This is a genomic window from Pseudomonas sp. PDM05, from assembly GCF_014851685.1.
Taxonomy (GTDB): Bacteria; Pseudomonadota; Gammaproteobacteria; order Pseudomonadales; family Pseudomonadaceae; genus Aquipseudomonas.
In genome coordinates this window covers 240,199-261,593 of the sequence record NZ_JACVAC010000008.1, presented here as the reverse complement: position 1 = coordinate 261,593, position 21,395 = coordinate 240,199, and the positions used below count along the sequence as shown (strand labels likewise).

Below are 21,395 nucleotides of genomic sequence, written 5' to 3'. Positions count from 1 at the left end.
CCATGAGACTGACTACAAAAGGCCGATACGCGGTGACTGCCATGCTTGACTTGGCTTTGCACGCGCAAACTGGGCCGGTGTCCCTGGCCGATATCTCCGAGCGCCAAGGCATTTCCCTGTCCTATCTTGAGCAACTGTTCGCCAAATTGCGCCGCAGCAATCTGGTTTCCAGTGTGCGTGGGCCGGGTGGTGGCTATCAGCTGTCCCGCGATATGCAGGGCATCCAGGTCGCCCAGGTGATCGATGCGGTCAACGAATCCGTCGACGCCACCAAATGCCAGGGTCTGGGTGATTGCCATGCCGGCGACACCTGCCTGACGCACCACCTGTGGTGTGACTTGAGCCTGCAGATCCATGAGTTTTTGAGTGGTATCAGCTTGGCTGATCTTGTGACTCGCCGTGAGGTGCAAGAAGTAGCCCAGCGTCAGGACCAGCGCCGTTGCAATACCAAGGCGCCGCGTCTGGACAAGATCGAAGCGTCCGCCGTCGAGTGACAGCCGAAGAGCTAACGGCACGCCAGCCAGCCTGATTTAGGAGAAAGTCCATGAAATTGCCGATTTACCTTGATTACTCAGCGACCACCCCGGTTGATCCGCGTGTCGCGCAAAAGATGAGCGAGTGCCTGCTGGTTGACGGAAACTTCGGCAACCCTGCCTCCCGTTCCCACGTATTTGGCTGGAAGGCCGAGGAAGCGGTCGAGAACGCTCGTCGCCAAGTCGCTGACCTGGTCAATGCCGACCCGCGCGAAATCGTCTGGACCTCCGGTGCTACCGAATCCGACAACCTGGCAATCAAGGGCGCCGCGCACTTCTACGCGACCAAAGGCAAGCACCTGATCACCACCAAGATCGAGCACAAGGCTGTCCTCGACACCATGCGCCAACTGGAGCGTGAAGGTTTCGAGGTCACTTACCTTGAACCAACCACCGACGGTATCGTCACTCCGGCCATGATCGAAGCCGAGCTGCGTGAAGACACCATTCTGGTTTCCGTGATCCACGTGAACAACGAAATCGGCACCATCAACGACATCGCGGCCATCGGCGAGCTGACCCGCTCCAAAGGCGTGTTGCTGCATGTCGATGCGGCCCAGTCCACCGGCAAGGTCGACATCGACCTGTCGAAGCTGAAAGTCGACCTGATGTCGTTCTCCGCCCACAAGACCTATGGCCCTAAAGGCATCGGCGCGCTGTACGTGAGCCGCAAGCCTCGCGTACGCATCGAAGCCACCATGCACGGCGGCGGTCACGAGCGCGGCATGCGTTCGGGCACCCTGGCAACCCACCAGATCGTCGGCATGGGCGAAGCCTTCCGTGTAGCCAAGGAAGACATGGCTGCCGAAAACATCCGTATCAAGGCCCTGAGCGACCGCTTCTACAAGCAGGTCGAGAACCTTGAAGAGCTGTACATCAACGGCAGCATGACCGCCCGTGTACCGCACAACCTGAACTTGAGCTTCAACTACGTCGAAGGCGAGTCGCTGATCATGGCGCTCAAGGACCTGGCGGTTTCGTCCGGTTCGGCCTGCACCTCGGCGTCCCTTGAGCCGTCGTACGTACTGCGCGCCCTGGGCCGCAACGACGAACTGGCACACAGCTCGATCCGCTTTACGTTCGGCCGCTTCACCACCGAAGAAGAAGTCGACTACGCCGCGCAGAAAGTCTGCGAAGCCGTCAACAAGCTGCGCGTTCTGTCGCCGCTGTGGGACATGTACAAAGACGGTGTCGACATTTCCAAGATCGAGTGGGCAGCACACTAAATATAGAAGCCGCCACCCCGGCTCTGTAGGCACGTGGCGGAAAACGCAGGCGTGTCTACAGGGTTCCAGAGCGGCCCTGATGAGTGAGGATTCAGTACCATGGCTTACAGCGAAAAGGTCATCGACCACTACGAAAACCCGCGTAACGTCGGCAAGATGGACGCGGAAGACCCAGACGTCGGCACCGGCATGGTCGGCGCCCCGGCGTGCGGCGATGTCATGCGCCTGCAGATCAAGGTCAACGACGCGGGCGTTATCGAAGACGCCAAGTTCAAGACCTACGGCTGCGGTTCGGCCATCGCCTCCAGCTCCCTGGCGACCGAATGGATGAAAGGCAAGACCCTGGATGAGGCTGTCACCATCAGCAACACCCAGCTGGCCGAAGAACTGGCCCTGCCGCCAGTGAAAATCCACTGCTCCGTACTCGCAGAAGACGCCATCAAGGCGGCCGTTCGCGACTACAAGCAGAAGAAAGGCTTGATCTAAGCATTTGGCGACGAGTAAGGAGTCAACGATGGCTATCAGCATGACAGAAGCGGCTGCGCGGCACGTGCGACGCTCCCTGGATGGGCGCGGTAAAGGTGAGGGGATTCGTCTGGGTGTACGCACCACGGGCTGTTCCGGCCTTGCCTATGTGCTGGAGTTCGTCGACGAGGTGGTTGCGGAAGACCAGGTGTTCGAAAGTCACGGCGAGAAAGTGATCATCGACCCTAAAAGCCTGACCTACCTGGACGGCACCGAACTCGATTTCGTCAAGGAAGGGTTGAACGAAGGCTTCAAGTTCAACAACCCCAACGTACGCGGTGAATGTGGCTGCGGCGAAAGCTTCAACATCTGAGGCTATTCGTGGGTACTCCTTGTCATTTCGCTTTATTCGAGCTGCAGCCGAGTTTTCGGCTGGACCTTGAGCAGCTTGCCACGCGCTACCGAGAATTGGCGCGTGGTGTGCATCCGGACCGCTTTGCTGACGCTACCGAACGTGAGCAGCGCTTGGCGCTGGAGCAGTCGGCCAGCCTCAACGAAGCCTATCAGACGCTCAAAAGCCCCCCGAAACGCGCGCGCTACCTGCTCGCGATGAACGGTGGCGAGTTGCCGCTGGAAGTGACCGTGCATGACCCTGACTTCCTGATGCAGCAGATGCAGTGGCGCGAAGAGCTCGAAGACTTGCAGGACGAGGCCGATCTGGCCGGTGTCGCAGTCTTCAAGCGTCGTCTGAAAACGGCCCAGGATGAGCTCAACGAAAGCTTCGCAGCCTGTTGGGATGACGCTGCGCAACGCGAACAGGCCGAACGCCTGATGCGGCGCATGCAGTTCCTCGACAAGCTCACCTACGAAGTGCGCCAGCTAGAAGAGCGCCTCGACGATTAACCCCGTGTGCTGCCCGTGATGCACGCCTGATAGACAGATAAGACCTGATTACCATGGCCCTACTGCAAATCGCCGAACCCGGCCAAAGCCCTCAACCGCACCAGCGTCGCCTGGCGGTCGGGATTGACCTGGGCACCACCAATTCCCTGGTCGCTGCCTTGCGCAGCGGCCTGTCCGAGCCACTACCCGACGCCGATGGCCAGGTGATCCTGCCGTCCGCCGTGCGTTACCACGCTGACCGTACCGAAGTGGGTGAGTCAGCCAGGCTGGCGGCGTCTACCGATCCGTTGAACACCGTGCTGTCGGTCAAGCGCCTGATGGGGCGTGGTTTGTCCGACGTCAAGCAGTTGGGTGACCAGCTGCCGTACCGCTTTGTCGGTGGCGAGTCCCACATGCCGTTCATCGACACCGTCCAGGGCCCGAAAAGTCCGGTGGAAGTGTCGGCCGATATTCTCAAGGTGCTGCGCCTGCGTGCGGAAACCACCTTGGGCGGCGAACTGGTGGGGGCGGTGATCACCGTTCCGGCGTACTTCGATGACGCCCAGCGCCAGGCCACCAAGGATGCGGCAAAACTCGCCGGTCTGAACGTGCTGCGCCTGCTCAACGAGCCGACGGCGGCAGCGGTGGCTTATGGCCTCGACCAGCATGCCGAAGGCCTGGTTGCGATCTACGACCTGGGCGGCGGCACCTTTGATATTTCGATCCTGCGCCTGACCGGCGGCGTGTTTGAAGTGCTGGCCACCGGAGGCGACAGTGCCTTGGGCGGTGACGACTTCGACCACGCCATCGCGGGCTGGATCATCAGCAGCGCCGGCTTGTCTGCCGACCTGGACCCGGGCGCGCAACGCAACCTGTTGCAAACCGCCTGTGCCGCCAAGGAAGCACTGACTGACGCTGCATCTGTTGACGTCTCCTACGGCAACTGGTCGGCCCAACTGACCCGTGAAGCCTTCGATTCGCTCATCGAGCCGATGGTCGCCCGCAGCCTCAAGGCCTGCCGCCGCGCCGTGCGTGATTCCGGTATCGAGTTGGAAGATGTCGGCGCCGTGGTCATGGTCGGTGGTTCAACTCGCGTGCCGCGCGTTCGTGAGGCGGTCGCTGAAGCCTTTGGTCGCCAGCCGTTGACCGAAATCGACCCGGATCAAGTCGTCGCCATTGGCGCCGCCATCCAGGCCGACACCCTGGCCGGCAACAAGCGTGACGGCGGCGAACTGCTGCTGCTTGACGTGATTCCATTGTCCCTGGGGCTGGAAACCATGGGCGGCCTGATGGAGAAGGTGATTCCACGCAACACCACCATCCCCGTCGCCCGCGCCCAGGATTTCACTACGTACAAAGATGGCCAGACGGCCATGATGATCCATGTGCTGCAAGGCGAGCGCGAGCTGATCAGCGACTGCCGCTCCCTGGCGCGCTTTGAATTGCGTGGCATCCCGGCGATGGTGGCGGGTGCGGCGAAGATCCGCGTGACCTTCCAGGTCGACGCCGACGGCCTGCTGAACGTGGCCGCGCGCGAGATGGGTTCGGGCGTTGAGGCGAGCATCCAGGTCAAGCCGTCCTATGGCCTCACTGATGGTGAAATCGCCAAGATGCTCAAGGATTCGTTCCAGCACGCCAGTGACGACAAGGTCGCCCGCGTACTGCGTGAGCAACAAGTGGATGCCCAGCGCCTGCTCGAAGCGGTGCAGGGCGCCCTGGATGTCGACGGCGAGCGCCTGCTGGACGCCGAAGAGCGCATGGTCATCGACCTGCAGATGCAGGAACTGGCCGAACTGATGAAGGGCACCGATGGTTATGCCATCGAGCAGCAGACCAAGCGCCTGTCGCAAGTGACCGATGCCTTTGCCGCCCGCCGCATGGACCAGACGGTAAAAGCCGCCCTGGCGGGACGCAACCTGAATGAAATCGAGGAATAATTAATGCCGCAGGTCATTTTTCTGCCACACGCCGAGCATTGCCCGGACGGTATGGTCGTGGAGGCTGAGACCGGCAAGTCCATCCTCGAAGTTGCCCATGACAACCACATCGAGATCGAAAGTGCCTGCGGCGGCGTCTGCGCCTGCACCACTTGTCACTGCATCATCCGCGAGGGGTTCAACTCTCTGGAAGAGGCCGACGAGCTGGAAGAGGATTTTCTCGATCGCGCATGGGGCTTGGAGGCGCATTCGCGCCTAAGCTGTCAGGCCAAGGTCGGGACTGAAGACATCACCGTCGAAATTCCGAAATATTCGCTCAACCATGCGGCCGAAGCGCCGCACTGATTGGTAGTACTGTCATGAAATATGGTTGGAATGATGTACAGCGCATTGCTGAAGAGCTCGCTGAAGCGAAGCCGGATGTGGATCCGTTGAAGGTCAACTTCGTTGATCTGCAGCGCTGGATCATGGAGCTTCCCGATTTCGACAACACCTCTGGCCGCTGTGGCGAGAAGGTATTGGAAGCGGTCCAGGCGCTCTGGATCGAAGAAATCGACTGATCATCCCCGCAGGTTAGGCAATACCCGATAACCCGCGTATAATTCGCGGGTTTAATTTTTCGTAAATTACCGTTTCTGGAGTTACACCATGGCTGTTCAACGTACTTTCTCCATCATCAAGCCTGACGCTGTTGCAAAAAACGTCATCGGCGAGATCACCACTCGTTTCGAAAAAGCCGGCCTGAAGGTTGTAGCTTCGAAACTCAAGCAACTGTCCAAAGCCGAAGCTGAAGGCTTCTACGCTGAGCACAGCGCTCGTGGTTTCTTCGGCGACCTGGTTGCCTTCATGATCTCCGGTCCTGTTGTTGTTCAGGTTCTGGAAGGCGAAAACGCTATCGCTCTGAACCGTGAGCTGATGGGCGCTACCAACCCTAAAGAAGCTGCTGCCGGCACCATCCGTGCTGACTTCGCTGATTCCATCGACGCCAACGCTGTTCACGGTTCGGACTCCGAAGCCGCAGCTGCTCGTGAAATCTCGTACTTCTTCGCAGCTACTGAAGTAACCACTCGCTAAGCATTGGCTTAAGAGTGAAGGTGAATCCATGACTACATCGACTGTTAAAACCAACCTGCTGGGTCTGACCCAGCCGGAAATGGAGAAATTCTTCGACTCAATCGGGGAGAAGCGTTTCCGTGCCGGTCAGGTAATGAAATGGATTCACCACTTTGGCGTCGATGATTTCGACGCCATGACGAACGTCAGCAAGGCCCTGCGCGACAAGCTCAAGGCTATTGCCGAGGTGCGTGGTCCCGAAGTGGTCAGCGAGGACATCTCCAGCGACGGCACCCGTAAGTGGGTGGTGCGCGTGGCGTCCGGCAGCTGCGTCGAGACCGTATACATTCCCCAGGGCAAACGTGGCACCTTGTGCGTTTCGTCCCAGGCAGGCTGTGCCCTGGATTGCAGTTTCTGCTCCACCGGCAAGCAAGGCTTCAATAGCAACCTCACCGCCGCCGAAGTCATCGGCCAGGTGTGGATTGCCAACAAATCCTTTGGCAGCGTCCCGGCGACCGTCGACCGTGCCATCACCAACGTGGTGATGATGGGCATGGGTGAGCCGCTGCTGAACTTCGACAACGTCATCTCCGCCATGCACCTGATGATGGACGACCTGGGCTACGGCATCTCCAAGCGCCGCGTGACCCTGTCGACCTCCGGCGTGGTTCCGATGATCGATGAGCTGGCCAAGCACATCGACGTCTCCCTGGCGTTGTCGCTGCACGCACCCAATGACGCATTGCGTAACCAATTGGTGCCGATCAACAAGAAGTATCCGCTTAAGATGCTGCTCGAATCCTGCCAGCGTTACATGGCGACCTTGGGTGAGAAACGCGTGTTGACCGTCGAGTACACCCTGCTCAAGGACATCAACGACAAGGTCGAACACGCCGTCGAGATGATCGAGTTGCTCAAGAACACCCCGTGCAAGATCAACCTGATCCCGTTCAACCCGTTTCCCCATTCTGGCTACGAGCGGCCGAGCAACAACGCGATCCGCCGTTTCCAGGATCAACTGCACCAGGCTGGCTACAACGTCACCGTCCGCACCACCCGTGGTGAAGACATCGACGCCGCCTGTGGCCAACTGGTCGGGCAGGTGATGGACCGCACCCGCCGCAGTGAACGTTATATCGCCGGGCGCGAAGTGAATGCCGCCGACGATTTGCCGCTCATTGCCGTGAATCGAATCTGAGAGAGGATCTCTATGCCCTTGCGCCTTGCGCTGCTTTTGCTTGTTACCGGCCTTGTGGCCGGTTGTGTTTCATCGGGCTACGAGAGCCCTTTGCAAACCGGCAAAGGCCGTGATGAGGCGCGGGTTGCCTATGTGCAACTGGGGTTGGGTTATCTGCAACAGGGTCTGAGCGAACAGGCCAAGGTGCCGCTGAAGAAGGCGCTTGAGCTGGACAGCGACGATGCGGACGCCAATGCCGCGCTGGCCCTGGTGTTCCAGGCCCAGGCCGAGCCGGAACTGGCCGGCCAGTATTTCAACAAGGCCCTGGCCGCCCGTCCTGCCGACCCACGGCTGCTGAACAACTACGGCAGTTTCCTGTTCGAGCAGAAACGTTATGACCAGGCCGCCCTTTATTTCCAGCAAGCCAGCGCCGATACCCTCTATCCTGAGCGTTCCCGTGTCTTCGAGAACCTCGCAGTGACCTCGCTGCGTCTAGGCCAGCGCGACAGCGCTCGCCAGCAACTGGAAAAAGCCCTGCACTTGAATGGGCGTCAGCCGCGGGCCTTGCTCGAAATGGCTGAGTTGTCCTACGAAGACAGGCATTATGTGCCGGCACGTGACTATTACGAGCGTTTTAGCCTGCTCAGCGGGCAAAATGCACGTAGTCTATTGCTCGGTGTGCGGCTGGCGACGGTTCATGAAGAACGCGACACGGCCGCACGTTTTGGCCAGCAACTCGAACGACTCTATCCCGGTACGCCGGAATATCAGCAATACCTGTCGGAGCAATGATGAAAGCGGCGCACCCGGAAGTTGTAGCAGCTAATCGCGTAAACCCAGGCGACACCTTGCGTCAGGCCCGCGAAAGCAATGGTTGGTCGCTGGCGGAAGTGGCCCTCAAGCTCAATTTGACCACCACATCCCTGGCCAACCTGGAAGCCGGCGCGTTCGACAAGTTGCCGGGGCATACCTTCGCCCGTGGCTACATCCGCGCCTACGCCAAATTGCTCGGCATCGACCAAGCCATACTGGTCCAGGAGTTCGACCAATTCACCGGTACGGATTCCCAGGGCAGCAATGTCCACGGCTTGGGCCGTATCGAGGAGCCGGTGCGGGTTTCCCACACGATTCTGCGCATTGTCAGCCTGTTGCTGCTGATAGCCGTGATCGGCGGTGGTTTTGTCTGGTGGCAAGACCAGACCTCCCAGCGCACCAAAGACATGACCAGCAACGCCATGGAGCACGTCGAAGTCGAAAGCGCCGACGGCACCACCCAGATTCATCCACTGGATGAGCCGGAAGACCAGGCTGTTGCCGAAGGCCAGGCTGCCCCCGAAGCGCCGGTTGCCACCGAGCAACCCGCCCCGGAAACCGCGCCAGCCGCGACCGCCGCTGCACCGACTCCCGCGACGCCGGCTGCACCGGCTCACGCCCAGGCCACCCCAGCCGCCCCGGTTGCGCAGGCGCATACGCCAGCCGCACCGGCACAAGCGCCTGCTTCAGCCACGCCTGCCGCCCCTGCGATTTCCGCGCCGACCACCCCAGCGTTGATCGCCGGTGATGGCCGCGTACAGGTCACTTTCATCGCCGACTGCTGGACGCAACTCACCGATGGCAATGGCAAGGTGCTGTTTAGCGGTCTGAAGCGTAAGGGAGATACGCTCGACCAGGCCGGCAAGCCTCCTTTGACGCTGCGTCTGGGCTTTGCCCGTGGCGCGCAAGTGGCCTACAACGGCCAGCCTGTGGACGTGGCGCCGTTCACCAGTGGCGAGACCGCTCGCCTCAAGTTGGGACAATAGTCATGCACGGCGAATCTCCAATCAAACGTCGCGTATCGCGCAAGATCTGGGTTGGCTCGGTGCCTGTGGGTGGCGATGCCCCCATCGCGGTCCAGAGCATGACCAACAGCGACACCAATGACGTGGCCGCCACCGTCGCCCAGATCAATCGTCTGGAAGCGGCTGGTGTCGACATCGTGCGCGTCTCCGTACCGGACATGGACGCCGCCGAAGCCTTCGGTCGCATCAAGCAGTTGGTCAAGGTGCCACTGGTTGCCGACATTCACTTCGACTACAAGATCGCCTTGCGCGTAGCCGAACTGGGTGTGGACTGCCTGCGGATCAACCCGGGCAACATCGGTCGCGAAGACCGTGTGCGTGCCGTGGTGGATGCTGCCCGTGATCGCGGTATTCCAATCCGTATCGGCGTCAACGCTGGTTCCCTGGAAAAAGACCTGCAAAAGAAATACGGCGAGCCTACGCCGGCAGCACTGGTTGAGTCGGCGCTGCGTCACGTTGAGCACCTCGAACGCCTGGATTTCCAGGACTTCAAGGTCAGCGTAAAGGCCTCCGACGTATTCATGGCGGTCGAAGCCTACCGCCTGCTGGCCAAGGAAATCGTGCAGCCGTTGCACCTGGGTATCACTGAAGCGGGCGGTTTGCGCTCAGGCACAGTGAAATCTGCGGTGGGTCTCGGTATGCTGCTCGCCGAAGGGATTGGCGATACCATCCGCATCTCCCTGGCGGCAGACCCTGTTGAGGAAGTGAAAGTCGGTTACGACATTCTCAAATCCCTGCGTTTGCGCTCCCGTGGCATCAATTTCATTGCCTGCCCGAGCTGCTCGCGGCAGAACTTCGACGTGGTGAAAACCATGAACGATCTGGAATTGCGCCTTGAAGACCTGTTGGTGCCACTGGATGTAGCGGTGATCGGTTGTGTGGTCAACGGTCCGGGCGAAGCCAAGGAAGCTCATGTGGGCTTGACCGGCGGTACACCGAACCTGATTTACATCGACGGCAAGCCGTCGCAGAAATTGACGAATGACAATCTGGTGGACGAGCTTGAAAAGCTGATCCGCGAGAAAGCGGCCGAAAAGGTCGCAGCTGACGCAGCGCTGATCGCGCGCGGCTGATTGAACGAATTTAAGGATTTGATGTGAGCAAGTCTCTGCAAGCCATTCGCGGCATGAACGACATCCTGCCGGAGCAGACGCCGTTGTGGCGCTACTTCGAAAGCACCGTCGCGCGCCTGCTGGATAACTACGGTTACAAGCAGATCCGCATGCCGATCGTCGAATTCACCGAGCTGTTCAAGCGCTCCATCGGTGAAGTGACCGACATCGTCGAAAAAGAAATGTACACCTTTGAAGACCGCAACGGCGACTCCCTGACCCTGCGTCCGGAAGGTACCGCCGCGTGCGTGCGCGCCGTGCTGGAGCATGGCCTCACCGGTGCCGGCCAGCCGCAGAAGTTGTGGTACATCGGCCCGATGTTCCGCCATGAACGGCCACAGAAAGGCCGTTATCGCCAGTTCCACCAGATCGGCCTGGAAGTGTTCAACATCGACGGCCCGGACATCGACGCCGAGCTGATCGTGCTGACCTGGCGCCTGTGGGGCCTGCTGGGCATCCGTGACGCGGTCAAGCTTGAACTCAACAGCCTGGGCACCAGCGAATCCCGCGGCCGCTATAAAGTGGCCCTGGTCGAGTACCTGTCCGCTCACCTGGACAAGTTGGACGAAGACAGCCAGCGCCGTCTGAAAACCAACCCGCTGCGCGTGCTCGATACCAAGAACGCCGACACCCAAGCCGTACTGGTCAACGCGCCGAAAATGGCCGATTACCTGGACGACGAGTCGCGCATTCACTTCGAGGGCCTCAAGGCTCGCCTGGATGCTGCCGGTATCCCGTTCGTGATCAACACCAAACTGGTGCGCGGCCTCGATTACTACAGCAAGACCGTGTTCGAGTGGGTCACCGACAAACTCGGCGCCCAGGGCACCGTCTGCGCCGGTGGGCGCTACGATGGCCTGGTCGAGCAGATGGGCGGCAAGCCGACCACTGGCGTGGGCTTCGCCATGGGCATCGAGCGCTTGATCCTGCTGCTGGAAACCCTGGAAAAGGTCCCGGAAGAAATCTCCCGTCAGGTGGATGTGTACCTCTGCGCCTTTGGCGAGGCCGCCGAACTGGCCGCCCTGGCCTTGAGCGAGAAGGTGCGGGACCAACTGCCGAACCTTCGCCTGCAGGTCAATGCCGGCGCCGGCAGCTTCAAGAGCCAGTTCAAGAAGGCCGACAAGAGCGGCGCGCTGTATGCGCTGATCCTTGGCGATGACGAACTGGCCCAGCAAGTGATAGGTTTCAAACCCCTGCGTGGCCAGGGCGAGCAACAGAACATTGCCTTTGATGCGCTCGCTGCGCACTTGGCCACCTGCGTCGTGCAGGGTTGAAGCTGTCGAACAGCCGAATTTAGCGATTAAGGAGTATTGGGGTGTCGAGTACTGATGATGAGCAACTGGCCGAGTTCAAGGACTGGTGGCAGCGTAACGGCAAGCCCCTGGTTACTGGCGGCCTGCTGGCTTTAGTGGTGGTGTTCGGCTGGCAAGCCTGGCACAAGTATCAGGCCAACCAGTCCCAAGGCGCCTCGGTCCTCTACCAGCAGTTGCTGGAAACCACGCTGACTCCGGATGGCAAGCCTGACCCGGCACAGGTTGCAGACCTGGCCGGCAAGCTGAAAAACGAATTTGGCGGTAGCACCTACGCCCAGTACGGCAGCCTGTTCGTCGCGAAAGTCGCGGTCGACACCGGCAAGCTGGATGACGCCGCCTCCGAGCTGAAGGCCATCGCCGACAAGCCGAAGAACCCGACCCTGGGTGAAATCGCACGTCAGCGCCTGGCTCAGGTACTGGCAGCACAGAACAAGGCCGACGAAGCACTCAAACTGCTCGACGGCGATGCTGACAAGGCATTTGTAGCCACTCGCGAAGAGCTCAAGGGCGACCTCCTGGTCCAATTGGGTCGTACCGACGAAGCCAATGCTGCGTACAAAAAAGCCAAGGCGGCGCTGTCTGATGAAGCGGCGGTCGGTGGCTTACAAATCAAGCTCGACGACTTGGCCAAAGGGGATGCGTGACGTGATCCGTTGGAAACATGCAGCATTGCTGGCTCTGGCCGTTCTGGCCGCGGGTTGCAGCAGCAACAGCAAGAAAGAACTGCCTCCTGCGGAGCTGACCAGCTTCAAGGAAGAAGTGGTCCTGCAAAAGCAGTGGAGCCGCTCCATCGGTGATGGCCAGGGTGAAACCTACAACATGTTGGTGCCGGCGATCGACGGTGACAACATTGTTGCCGCCGACGTAACCGGCGTGGTGATCTCCATGGATCGCCTCAACGGCGACGTGAAGTGGAAGAAAGACCTCGAACTGCCTGTCTCCGGCGCCGTCGGCGTAGGTTACGGCATGGTGATGCTCGGCACGCTGAAAGGCGAAGTCGTAGCCCTGGATTCCAGCACCGGTGAAGAGAAATGGCGCGCTCGCGTGACCAGTGAAGTTCTCGCACCGCCTGCCACCAACGGTGACATCGTCGTGGTGCAAACCCAGGACGATCGTGTGATTGGCCTCGACGCCAGCACCGGCCAGCAACGCTGGTTGTACGACAGCACCCCGGCGGTACTGACGTTGCGCGGCACCAGTGGTCCGGTTGTGACCAATAATCTGGCCGTTGCAGGCCTGTCGACCGGTAAAGTAGTCGCCCTGGACACCCAGAACGGCGTACCGGCCTGGGAAACCCGTGTGGCTATCCCACAAGGTCGTTCCGAGCTGGATCGCGTTGTGGACATCGACGGTGGCTTGCTGCTGTCGGGCGAAACCCTCTACGTCGCCACTTACCAGGGCCGTGTCGCGGCACTGGACCTGCAGAGCGGTCGTGTGAACTGGCAGCGTGATGCTTCCAGCTACGCCGGTGTCGCCCAAGGGTTTGGCAGCGTCTACGTAAGCCTGGCGTCCGGCACCGTTGAAAGTGTCGACGAGCGTTCCACCACTGCACTGTGGAGCAACGACTCCCTGGCCCGCCGTCAACTGTCGGCACCGGAAGTGTTCTCCAGCTACGTAGCGGTTGGCGACTTCGAAGGCTACCTGCACCTGCTGAGCCAGGTGGATGGTCGCTTCGTAGGTCGCGAGCGTATCGACAGCGACGGCCTGCGTGCGCGTCCGCTGGTCGTGGGTAACATGCTTTATGTGTTTGGCAACAGCGGCAAGCTGGAAGCCCTGACCATCAAGTAAGAACTATGCTTGGGGTAACACCCAGGCGGCCCCGCTTCGGCGGGGCATGCGGCATTTGATTATGCTGCCCCGAGCACCAGCCGCTGCCATGCAGCGGCTTTTGTATTTTCTGAAATAACGAAGTGGAGAGCCGCATGGTTCCCGTAATCGCCCTGGTGGGCCGACCTAACGTCGGCAAGTCCACCTTGTTCAACCGCCTGACCAGGACTCGCGACGCCATCGTCGGCGACTTGTCCGGTCTGACCCGTGATCGCCAATACGGTGAGGCAAAGTGGCAAGGGCGCTCCTACATTATTGTCGACACCGGTGGTATCTCCGGTGACGAGCACGGCATGGACGAAAAAATGGCCGAGCAGTCGCTGCTCGCCATTGAAGAAGCCGACGTCGTGCTGTTCCTGGTGGACGCCCGTGCGGGCTACACCGCTGCCGACCAAATGATTGGCGAGCACCTGCGCAAGCGCAACAAGCGTTCCTATCTGGTCGCGAACAAGATCGACAACATCGATCCTGAAGCTGCCCGTGCCGAATTCAGCCCGATGGGCCTGGGCGATGCGATCCCGGTCGCCGGTGCCCACGGTCGCGGCATCACCCAGATGCTGGAAATTGCCCTGCGCGATTTCCCCAAGGATGACGTCGAGGAAGAAGAGGGCGAAGAGGAAATCGTCGCCGAAGGTGAGGAAGCCAAGCGCATTCCTGGCCCGAGCGAAAAAGACGGTATCAAGATCGCTATCATCGGTCGTCCCAACGTCGGCAAGTCGACCCTGGTCAACCGCATGCTCGGTGAAGACCGCGTCATCGTCTATGACCAGCCCGGCACCACCCGCGACAGCATCTACATCCCGTTCGAACGCAACGAGGAAAAGTACACGCTGATCGACACCGCCGGTGTGCGCAAACGCGGCAAGATCCACGAGGAAGTTGAAAAGTTCTCGGTGGTCAAAACCCTGCAAGCGATCAAAGACGCCAACGTGGTGATCTTTGTGATGGACGCCCGCGAAGGCGTGGTGGACCACGACCTCAACCTGCTGGGCTTTGCCCTCGAGGCCGGTCGGGCACTGGTGATCGCGATCAACAAGTGGGACGGCATGACGCCGAGCGAGCGCGATTTCGTCAAGATCGAGCTGCAACGTCGGCTGTTCTTCGTCGAGTTCGCCGACATTCACTTCATCTCGGCATTGCACGGCACTGGCGTGGGCAACCTCTACGCGTCCGTGCAGAACTCGTTCAAGTCTGCCGTGACCCGTTGGCCGACCAACCGCCTGACCCAGATCCTGGAAGATGCGGTTGGCGAGCATGCGCCGCCGATGGTCAACAACCGCCGGATCAAACTGCGTTACGCCCACTTGGGTGGTGCCAACCCGCCGATTATCGTGATCCACGGTAACCAGATCGAGAAGGTACCGAAGTCCTATGTGCGTTACCTGGAAAACACCTACCGCCGTGTCTTGAAACTGGTCGGTACACCGATCCGTATCGAGTTCAAGGGTGGCGAGAACCCGTACGAAGGCAACAAGAACACACTGACTGACCGTCAGGTGAACAAGAAGCGTCGTTTGATGACTCACCACAAGAAGGCCGACAAGAAGCGTCGTGACAAGAAGTAACGGCAGCTTCAAGTTGTAAGCGTCAAGCCTCAAGAAAGGGCTCCTTTGGAGCCCTTTTTTGTGCGCGAGGGTTTGTGCCTTGACCCCGTGCGATTGGCAGCTTAAAACTTGGGGCTCACCTGCAGGGGCTTTTTGATGATCACCAGCAAGCTGCCGAATGTCGGCACGACCATTTTCACCACCATGTCGCAACTCGCAGCCGAGACCGGCGCGCTCAACCTGTCCCAAGGGTTCCCCGACTTCAATGGCCCCCAAGGTTTGCTTGATGCCGTGGGCAAGCACGTCGCCAGCGGGCATAACCAGTACTCGCCGATGACCGGCTTGCCGGCCCTGCGTCAGCAAGTGGCGGCGAAGATCGCCCGCAGCTACGGCGCCAAGGTCGATGCCGACAGTGAAGTGACCGTGACCCCGGGCGCCACCGCCGCAATCTTCTGCGCGATCCAGGCAGTGATCCGAAATGGTGATGAAGTCATCGTGTTCGATCCCAGCTACGACAGCTACGAGCCGTCAGTCGAGCTGGCCGGCGGGCGCTGCGTGCATGTGCAGTTGAGCCTGGATGGCTTTGCGCTGGACTTCGACAAGATCCGCGCCGCGCTGTCGCCCCGTACGCGCATGATCATCCTCAACTCCCCGCACAACCCCACCGGTGCCTTGATCAGCCGTGCCGAGCTGGATCAGTTGGCCGATCTGATCCGCGACCGGGATATTTACCTGGTCAGCGACGAGGTCTATGAACACCTGGTGTACGACGGTGTGCCCCACGTGAGCGTACTGGCCCACGAAGAGCTGTATCAGCGCGCCTTCGTGGTCAGTTCCTTCGGCAAGACCTATCACGTCACCGGCTGGAAAACCGGCTACGTGGTCGCGCCAGCGGCCCTCACCGCTGAGCTGCGCAAGGTGCACCAGTACGTCAACTTCTGTGGCGTGACACCACTGCAGTTCGCCCTGGCCGACTTCATGGCCGAGCACCCGGAACACGTCGAGGAACTGCCAGCGTTCTACCAGGCCAAACGCGACCTGTTTTGCGACTTGCTGGCGTCGTCGCGCTTCAGCTTTAGTCGAGTGGCCGGCACCTACTTCCAACTGGTGGATTACTCACAGATCCGTCCGGACCTGGATGACGTCGCCATGTCGCTGTGGATGACTCGAGAACACGGCGTGGCGACGATTCCCGTCTCGGTGTTCTACCAGAACCCACCCCAAGGCCAGCGCCTGGTGCGCCTGTGCTTTGCCAAACGCGAGGAGACGCTGCGCCAAGCAGCCGAGAAGCTATGCGTGATCTGAGTGCACTGCCGGACCTGAACATCGCCCTGGTCCAGACCACCCTGGCCTGGCACGACCGCCAGGCCAACCTTGAACACTTCGAGGCACTGCTGGAGCAGGCCAGGGGCGCCGATCTGATCGTGTTGCCGGAAATGTTCACCACCGGGTTTTCCATGGCGTCCGACACCCTCGCAGAACCGGAGAACGGTCCGACCCATCGCTGGCTCCAGGCCCAGGCCGCGAAGTACGACGCGGTGATCACCGGCAGCGTGATTATCCAGGCCGCCGATGGCAGCCACCGCAACCGCCTGCTGTGGGCGCGACCCGATGGCGAGGTGCTGCACTACGACAAGCGCCACCTGTTCCGCATGGCCGGTGAGCACAATCACTACACCCCCGGCGAGCGCCAGGTGCAGTTCGAGTTGAAGGGCTGGCGTATCCGCCCGCTGATTTGCTACGACCTGCGCTTCCCGGTGTGGAGCCGCGATGCCCAGGACACCGACCTGTTGCTCTACACCGCCAACTGGCCCGGTGCGCGGCGTTTGCATTGGAACCGCCTGCTGCCGGCGCGGGCCATCGAGAACCTGTGCTACGTGGCGGCGGTGAATCGGGTGGGTACGGACGGCAAGGGTTTTGTCTACACCGGTGACAGCCAGGTGCTGGATTTCCAGGGTGAGACCCTGCTCAGTGCGGGGGAGGCGGATGGGGTGTTCCAGGTGTGCCTGAATGCGGCGGAGCTGGCGGCGTATCGCACCCGATTCCCGGCGAATCTGGATGCCGATACCTTTCAGTTTGTCTGATAGGCCGCCTTCGCGAGCAAGCCCGCTCCCACATTCGACCGCGTTTATCCTGTAGGAATGCGGTCGAATGTGGGAGCGGGCTTGCTCGCGAAGAGGCCATCAGCACCACCCAAGACCCAAAGCAAAAAAAGGCCCCTGGATTCACACCCAGGGGCCTTTCGCATTTCAGCAGCCGCTTACGCCGCTTTCGCTTCCAACTGGCTCAACGAGCGGTTCAGCGCGCTGAACACTGCCTTGAAGCTGGCCGTGGTGATGTTTTCATCAATGCCCACGCCATGTACCGGCCGCTCACCGTTCACACGCAGTTCGATGTACGCCGCCGCCTTGGCATTGGTACCGGCGCCGATTGCGTGTTCGTTGTAGTCCATGATCTCCACCTTGATCGGCAGGGCGGCAACCAGCGCTTCCAGCGTGCCGTAGCCCTTGCCGTGCCAGCGCAGGTTGGTTTCGCCCTGGCCTTTGCCCGAGACTTCCACTTCCACCGAGCTGTTGCCGTTCTCTTCCTGCAAGCGATGGCTGACCAGCGCATACGGGGTGTTGGCTTGCAGGTATTCACGCTGCAGCAACGCGTAGATTTGCGGCGCGGTCATCTCCAGGCCCACGCGGTCGGTTTCGGCCTGCACCACCTGGCTGAACTCGATCTGCATGCGACGCGGCAGGCTGATGTCGTATTCCTGCTCCAGCAGGTAGGCGATGCCGCCCTTGCCCGACTGGCTGTTCACGCGGATCACGGCCTCGTAGCTGCGACCAATGTCGGCCGGGTCGATCGGCAAGTAGGGCACTTCCCACAGGGCGTCGTCTTTCTGCTGGGCGAAGCCCTTGCGGATGGCATCCTGGTGGGAGCCGGAGAAGGCGGTGTGGACCAGGTCGCCGACGTACGGGTGGCGCGGGTGCACCTGGATCTGGTTGCACTCTTCGACGACTTTGCGCACGCCGTCGATGTCGGAGAAGTCCAGCTCAGGATTGACGCCCTGGGTGTACAGGTTCAGTGCCACGGTAACCAGGTCGACGTTACCGGTACGCTCGCCGTTGCCGAACAGGCAGCCTTCGACGCGGTCGGCACCGGCCATCAGGCCCAGTTCGGTGGCGGCCACACCAGTGCCACGGTCGTTGTGGGTGTGCAGGCTGATGATCACGCTGTCACGACGGTTGATATGACGACCGAACCACTCGATCTGGTCGGCATAGATGTTCGGCGTGGCGCATTCCACGGTAGCCGGCAGGTTGAGGATCATCTTGTGCTCGGGCGTCGGGTTCCACACCTCGATCACCGCGTCACAGACTTCCTTGGCGAACTCCAGTTCGGTCGCGCTGAAGGTCTCCGGGGAGTACTCGAAAGTCCACTGGGTTTCCGGCTGCTGGGCGGCGTATTTGACGAACAGCTTGGCCGCGTTGACCGCGATGGCCTTGATGCCGTCCTTGTCCTGGTTGAACACGATGCGGCGGAACGATGGCGAGGTCGCATTGTACAAGTGCACGATGGCTTTCTTGGCGCCACGCAGGGATTCGAAGGTGCGCGCGATCAAGTCTTCACGACCCTGGGTCAGCACCTGAATGGTGGTGTCCTCGGGGATGTGGCCGTCTTCGATCAGGGTGCGCACGAAGTCGAAGTCGGTTTGCGAGGCGGCCGGGAACGACGCTTCGATTTCCTTCACGCCCACCGATACCAGGGTCTTCCAGAAACGCAGCTTCTTCGCGGCGTCCATCGGCTCGATCAGCGACTGGTTGCCATCACGCAGGTCGGAGCTGCACCAGATCGGCGCGGTGGTGATGGTTTTCGAAGGCCAGGTGCGGTCCGGGATGTCGATGGTCGGAAACGCGCGGTACTTCGAAGACGGGTCTTTGAGCATGCTCATCGGGAAATCCTTTGTTTAGGGGCCGAGAAAAGGCGGCCTGCCGTGTAACTGTTATTTGGGATAAAGCGGGGACGAGGCAGACCGATTCAGCCTGGCAGTCGTGCGCTGACGAGGCACAGGCTGCGGTGCTGGCGGAGCTGAATGAGGGTGTGAGAGGTTTTCATAAGCTCAACCCTAACCGCCGGGGTGAAAGATGGCAAGCAGTCGAGAAAAATTGAGATAAGTTCTGCTATTGGCTCGCGAAACAGGATTTTATGCCTGATAACTGTCAAGACTCTCGCTTTAATTGCGCGCCATTTGGCTGGCGCGCAATCGAGTCGGTCAGGGCTGGAACGCGCCGATAAAGATCGCCGGGTCTACCCGCGCATCGTTCAGGCTGACATTCCAATGCATATGCGGCCCGGTCGCACGGCCGGTCGAACCGACCTTGCCCACCACCGCGCCGCGGGTGAGTTGATCGCCGACTTTCACGTCGATCTTCGACATGTGGCAGAACATGCTGATAAAGCCCTGGCCATGGTCGACGAACACGGTGTTGCCGTTGAAGAAGTAGTTGCCCACCAGGATCACCTTGCCGTTCGCTGGAGTCTTGATCGGCGTACCGGCCGGTACTGCGAAATCCAGGCCCGAATGCGGGTTGCGCTCCTCGCCGTTGAAGAAGCGCCGCACGCCGAACTTGCTCGACAGCGGTCCGTTCACTGGTTTGTCCAGTATCAGGTTGCTGGGCAGGTTCGGGCTGAAGCTGCGGTAGGCCTTGATCTGCACCGCCAGCTCGGCCTCGATGCGCTTGAGCTGCGCCGGGTCCGGGTTCACCTGGCTTTTGTTCTTCAAGGTGATGCGCTGTTCCGGGTACTTCTTGTAGCCGACGATAAATGGCAGGTTGCGTCCACCGCTACTGATGCGTTCATTGCCCGGCTTGACCGTCAGCGGGATGCCGACGATTGCCAGCCAGTTATCCTGCTCCCTGACCACCAACACCGGCTTGCCCAGGTAAGTGGCTTTCGGCGCGGCCGCCGATGGGCCCAACTCGACCACGGCCACACCGCCCGGCACCGGCTTGTTCAAGGTGCGGGTGATGTAGCTGTCGGCGTGGGCGTTGATGGCAAGGCACAACAACATCAACAGGCTGAATAAACGTGGCATCGATCAATCCAATAACGAAAGGGTGACGGGTGTCAGGTGATTGTCTTCCACCCGCACCTGCAGTTGGCCTTCACCGAGGCGTGCGGTCAGGCGCTGGCCGGTGTGGGTTTGTGCGGCGTTGCGAATCGCCTGGCCGCGCTCATCCAGCAGGATGCTGTAGCCACGCCCGAGGGTCGCCAGCGGGCTGACCACCTGCAACGTCTGCACCTGGCTTTGCAGTTGCAGGCGGCGCGCCTTGAGGCCTTCGCGCATGGCGCGGGGCAGGCGCTCGGCGAGGCTGTCGAGGCGCTGGCGCAGCAGGGCCAGTTGACGGCCGGGGTGTTGGCCGGCGAGGCGGGTTTCCAGGCGGATCAGGCGTTCGCGACGGGTGTTGAGGTTGCGTTCGAAGGCGCGGCGCAGGCGCATGTCCAGGTCATCCAGGCGCTGGGCTTGCTGGCGCAGGCGCTCGCCGGGGTGACGCAGGCGTCGGGCCATGCCCTCCAGGCGCAGGCGGTCGTGGGTCAGGCGGTTGCGCATCAGCATCACCAGGCGGCGATGCAGGCTGTCGACCTGGCGCACCAGGTTGCTGGAATCGGGGGCCAGTAACTCGGCGGCGGCGGATGGGGTAGGGGCGCGCACGTCCGCGACGAAATCGCTGATGGAGACATCGGTTTCATGGCCGATGGCGCTGACGATAGGTGTCACGCAGGCATCTACTGCACGGGCGACCGCTTCTTCGTTGAAGCACCACAGGTCTTCCAGCGAGCCGCCGCCACGGGCCAGGATCAACGCGTCAAAGCCACGGGCGTCGGCCATTTTCAGTGCGCGCACAATCTGCGGGATCGCTTCGCGGCCTTGCACGGCGGTGGGGATCAATGTCAGTTGCACCTGCGGCGCACGGCGGCGGAACACGCTGATGATGTCGCGGATCACCGCGCCCGTGGGCGAGCTGATAATGCCGATCTTCTGCGGGTGGGCCGGCAGCGGCACCTTGCGCTCGGCACTGAACAGGCCTTCGGCGCTGAGCTTTTCCTTCAGCGCGTCGAAGGCCAGGCGCAGCGCGCCATCGCCGGCAGGCTCTACGGTATCGAGGATCAGTTGGTAATCGCCGCGGCCTTCAAACAACGAAACCTTGCCGCGTACCTTCACCGCCAGGCCGTCCTTCAACGCCTGGCGCACCCGCGCCGCATTGTTGCGGAACAACGCGCAACGCACCTGGGCGCCGCTGTCCTTGAGGGTGAAATACACGTGGCCGGAAGCCGGGCGGGCGAGGTTGGAGATCTCGCCTTCGACCCAGATATTGGTGAACACGTCTTCCAGCAACACCCGCGCACGGCCGTTGAGCTGGCTGACAGTCAGGACTTCGCGGTCCAGGCCCAGGCGGGCAAACGGGTCTTTAATCATGAGCAGAGGTCTTTAATCATGG

The 21,395-nt window shown here is 60.9% G+C and carries 22 protein-coding genes; 19 read left to right on the top strand and 3 right to left on the bottom strand.

Going from position 1 to position 21,395, the window contains the following annotated elements; all coding sequences use genetic code 11:
- The first annotated feature begins 2 nt into the window (after positions 1-2).
- The 19 genes from iscR (at position 3) to IB241_RS17875 (ending at position 16,991) form a co-directional block, all read left to right on the top strand.
- Positions 3-494, top strand: coding sequence for a Fe-S cluster assembly transcriptional regulator IscR (iscR, locus tag IB241_RS17965; RefSeq protein ID WP_003194020.1), 492 nt, complete (start codon positions 3-5; stop codon positions 492-494).
- A 50-nt stretch (positions 495-544) separates the two neighbouring features.
- The gene (locus tag IB241_RS17960; protein WP_192299570.1) at positions 545-1,759 is read left to right on the top strand and encodes an IscS subfamily cysteine desulfurase; all 1,215 of its coding nucleotides are present in this window, start codon (positions 545-547) and stop codon (positions 1,757-1,759) included.
- A gap of 99 nt (positions 1,760-1,858) precedes the next feature.
- A complete protein-coding gene (iscU, locus tag IB241_RS17955; protein ID WP_028617851.1) occupies positions 1,859-2,245 on the top strand; it encodes a Fe-S cluster assembly scaffold IscU in 387 nt (128 codons plus the stop codon).
- Between the two features lie 28 nt (positions 2,246-2,273).
- Entirely contained in the window at positions 2,274-2,597 is a 324-nt protein-coding gene (gene iscA / locus IB241_RS17950) for an iron-sulfur cluster assembly protein IscA (protein ID WP_010565230.1), read from the top strand.
- An 8-nt stretch (positions 2,598-2,605) separates the two neighbouring features.
- The gene (gene hscB, locus IB241_RS17945; RefSeq protein ID WP_192299569.1) at positions 2,606-3,127 is read left to right on the top strand and encodes a co-chaperone HscB; all 522 of its coding nucleotides are present in this window, start codon (positions 2,606-2,608) and stop codon (positions 3,125-3,127) included.
- Between the two features lie 53 nt (positions 3,128-3,180).
- The gene (gene hscA, locus IB241_RS17940; RefSeq protein WP_192299568.1) at positions 3,181-5,043 is read left to right on the top strand and encodes a Fe-S protein assembly chaperone HscA; all 1,863 of its coding nucleotides are present in this window, start codon (positions 3,181-3,183) and stop codon (positions 5,041-5,043) included.
- Positions 5,044-5,046: 3 nt separating this feature from the next.
- Positions 5,047-5,388 carry an ISC system 2Fe-2S type ferredoxin gene (gene fdx, locus IB241_RS17935; RefSeq protein WP_015372914.1) on the top strand — a complete coding sequence of 114 codons (342 nt, stop codon included), beginning with the start codon at positions 5,047-5,049 and terminating at the stop codon, positions 5,386-5,388.
- A 14-nt stretch (positions 5,389-5,402) separates the two neighbouring features.
- A complete protein-coding gene (gene iscX / locus IB241_RS17930; protein WP_192299567.1) occupies positions 5,403-5,603 on the top strand; it encodes a Fe-S cluster assembly protein IscX in 201 nt (66 codons plus the stop codon).
- Positions 5,604-5,691: 88 nt separating this feature from the next.
- Positions 5,692-6,117 (top strand): nucleoside-diphosphate kinase, encoded by a 426-nt coding sequence (gene ndk / locus IB241_RS17925; RefSeq protein WP_017846179.1) that lies wholly within the window; start codon positions 5,692-5,694, stop codon positions 6,115-6,117.
- 28 nt (positions 6,118-6,145) lie between these two features.
- On the top strand, positions 6,146-7,294 hold the full coding sequence (gene rlmN / locus IB241_RS17920; RefSeq protein ID WP_192299566.1) for a 23S rRNA (adenine(2503)-C(2))-methyltransferase RlmN: 1,149 nt from the start codon (positions 6,146-6,148) through the stop codon (positions 7,292-7,294).
- A 12-nt stretch (positions 7,295-7,306) separates the two neighbouring features.
- Positions 7,307-8,065, top strand: coding sequence for a type IV pilus biogenesis/stability protein PilW (gene pilW / locus IB241_RS17915; protein WP_192299565.1), 759 nt, complete (start codon positions 7,307-7,309; stop codon positions 8,063-8,065).
- Entirely contained in the window at positions 8,065-9,072 is a 1,008-nt protein-coding gene (locus IB241_RS17910) for a helix-turn-helix domain-containing protein (RefSeq protein ID WP_192299564.1), read from the top strand. The genes pilW and IB241_RS17910 overlap by 1 nt, the downstream gene beginning before the upstream one ends.
- A 2-nt stretch (positions 9,073-9,074) precedes the next feature.
- Positions 9,075-10,184 (top strand): flavodoxin-dependent (E)-4-hydroxy-3-methylbut-2-enyl-diphosphate synthase, encoded by a 1,110-nt coding sequence (gene ispG / locus IB241_RS17905; RefSeq protein WP_192299563.1) that lies wholly within the window; start codon positions 9,075-9,077, stop codon positions 10,182-10,184.
- A 23-nt stretch (positions 10,185-10,207) separates the two neighbouring features.
- Positions 10,208-11,497, top strand: a complete 1,290-nt coding sequence (gene hisS, locus IB241_RS17900; protein ID WP_192299562.1) for a histidine--tRNA ligase — start codon at positions 10,208-10,210, stop codon at positions 11,495-11,497.
- Positions 11,498-11,538: 41 nt separating this feature from the next.
- Positions 11,539-12,180 (top strand): YfgM family protein, encoded by a 642-nt coding sequence (locus IB241_RS17895; RefSeq protein ID WP_192299561.1) that lies wholly within the window; start codon positions 11,539-11,541, stop codon positions 12,178-12,180.
- Complete coding sequence (bamB, locus tag IB241_RS17890) at positions 12,173-13,324, top strand: outer membrane protein assembly factor BamB (protein ID WP_192299560.1); 1,152 nt, start codon at positions 12,173-12,175, stop codon at positions 13,322-13,324. The genes IB241_RS17895 and bamB overlap by 8 nt, the downstream gene beginning before the upstream one ends.
- Before the next feature lie 134 nt (positions 13,325-13,458).
- The gene (gene der, locus IB241_RS17885) at positions 13,459-14,928 is read left to right on the top strand and encodes a ribosome biogenesis GTPase Der (protein ID WP_016977675.1); all 1,470 of its coding nucleotides are present in this window, start codon (positions 13,459-13,461) and stop codon (positions 14,926-14,928) included.
- A gap of 135 nt (positions 14,929-15,063) precedes the next feature.
- Positions 15,064-16,212 (top strand): pyridoxal phosphate-dependent aminotransferase, encoded by a 1,149-nt coding sequence (locus IB241_RS17880; RefSeq protein ID WP_192299559.1) that lies wholly within the window; start codon positions 15,064-15,066, stop codon positions 16,210-16,212.
- Positions 16,200-16,991: an amidohydrolase gene (locus IB241_RS17875; protein WP_192299558.1), complete on the top strand. Its 792-nt coding sequence runs from the start codon at positions 16,200-16,202 to the stop codon at positions 16,989-16,991. Before IB241_RS17880 ends, IB241_RS17875 begins: the two co-directional genes overlap by 13 nt.
- 176 nt (positions 16,992-17,167) lie before the next feature.
- On the opposite strand, the gene leuA is transcribed toward IB241_RS17875, so the two are convergent.
- From leuA to xseA, 3 genes are all read right to left on the bottom strand, one after another.
- Positions 17,168-18,847 carry a 2-isopropylmalate synthase gene (leuA, locus tag IB241_RS17870; protein WP_192299557.1) on the bottom strand — a complete coding sequence of 560 codons (1,680 nt, stop codon included), beginning with the start codon at positions 18,845-18,847 and terminating at the stop codon, positions 17,168-17,170.
- Between the two features lie 321 nt (positions 18,848-19,168).
- Positions 19,169-19,990: a peptidoglycan DD-metalloendopeptidase family protein gene (locus IB241_RS17865; protein WP_192299556.1), complete on the bottom strand. Its 822-nt coding sequence runs from the start codon at positions 19,988-19,990 to the stop codon at positions 19,169-19,171.
- Between the two features lie 3 nt (positions 19,991-19,993).
- Entirely contained in the window at positions 19,994-21,373 is a 1,380-nt protein-coding gene (gene xseA, locus IB241_RS17860; RefSeq protein ID WP_192299555.1) for an exodeoxyribonuclease VII large subunit, read from the bottom strand.
- Positions 21,374-21,395: the final 22 nt, after the last annotated feature.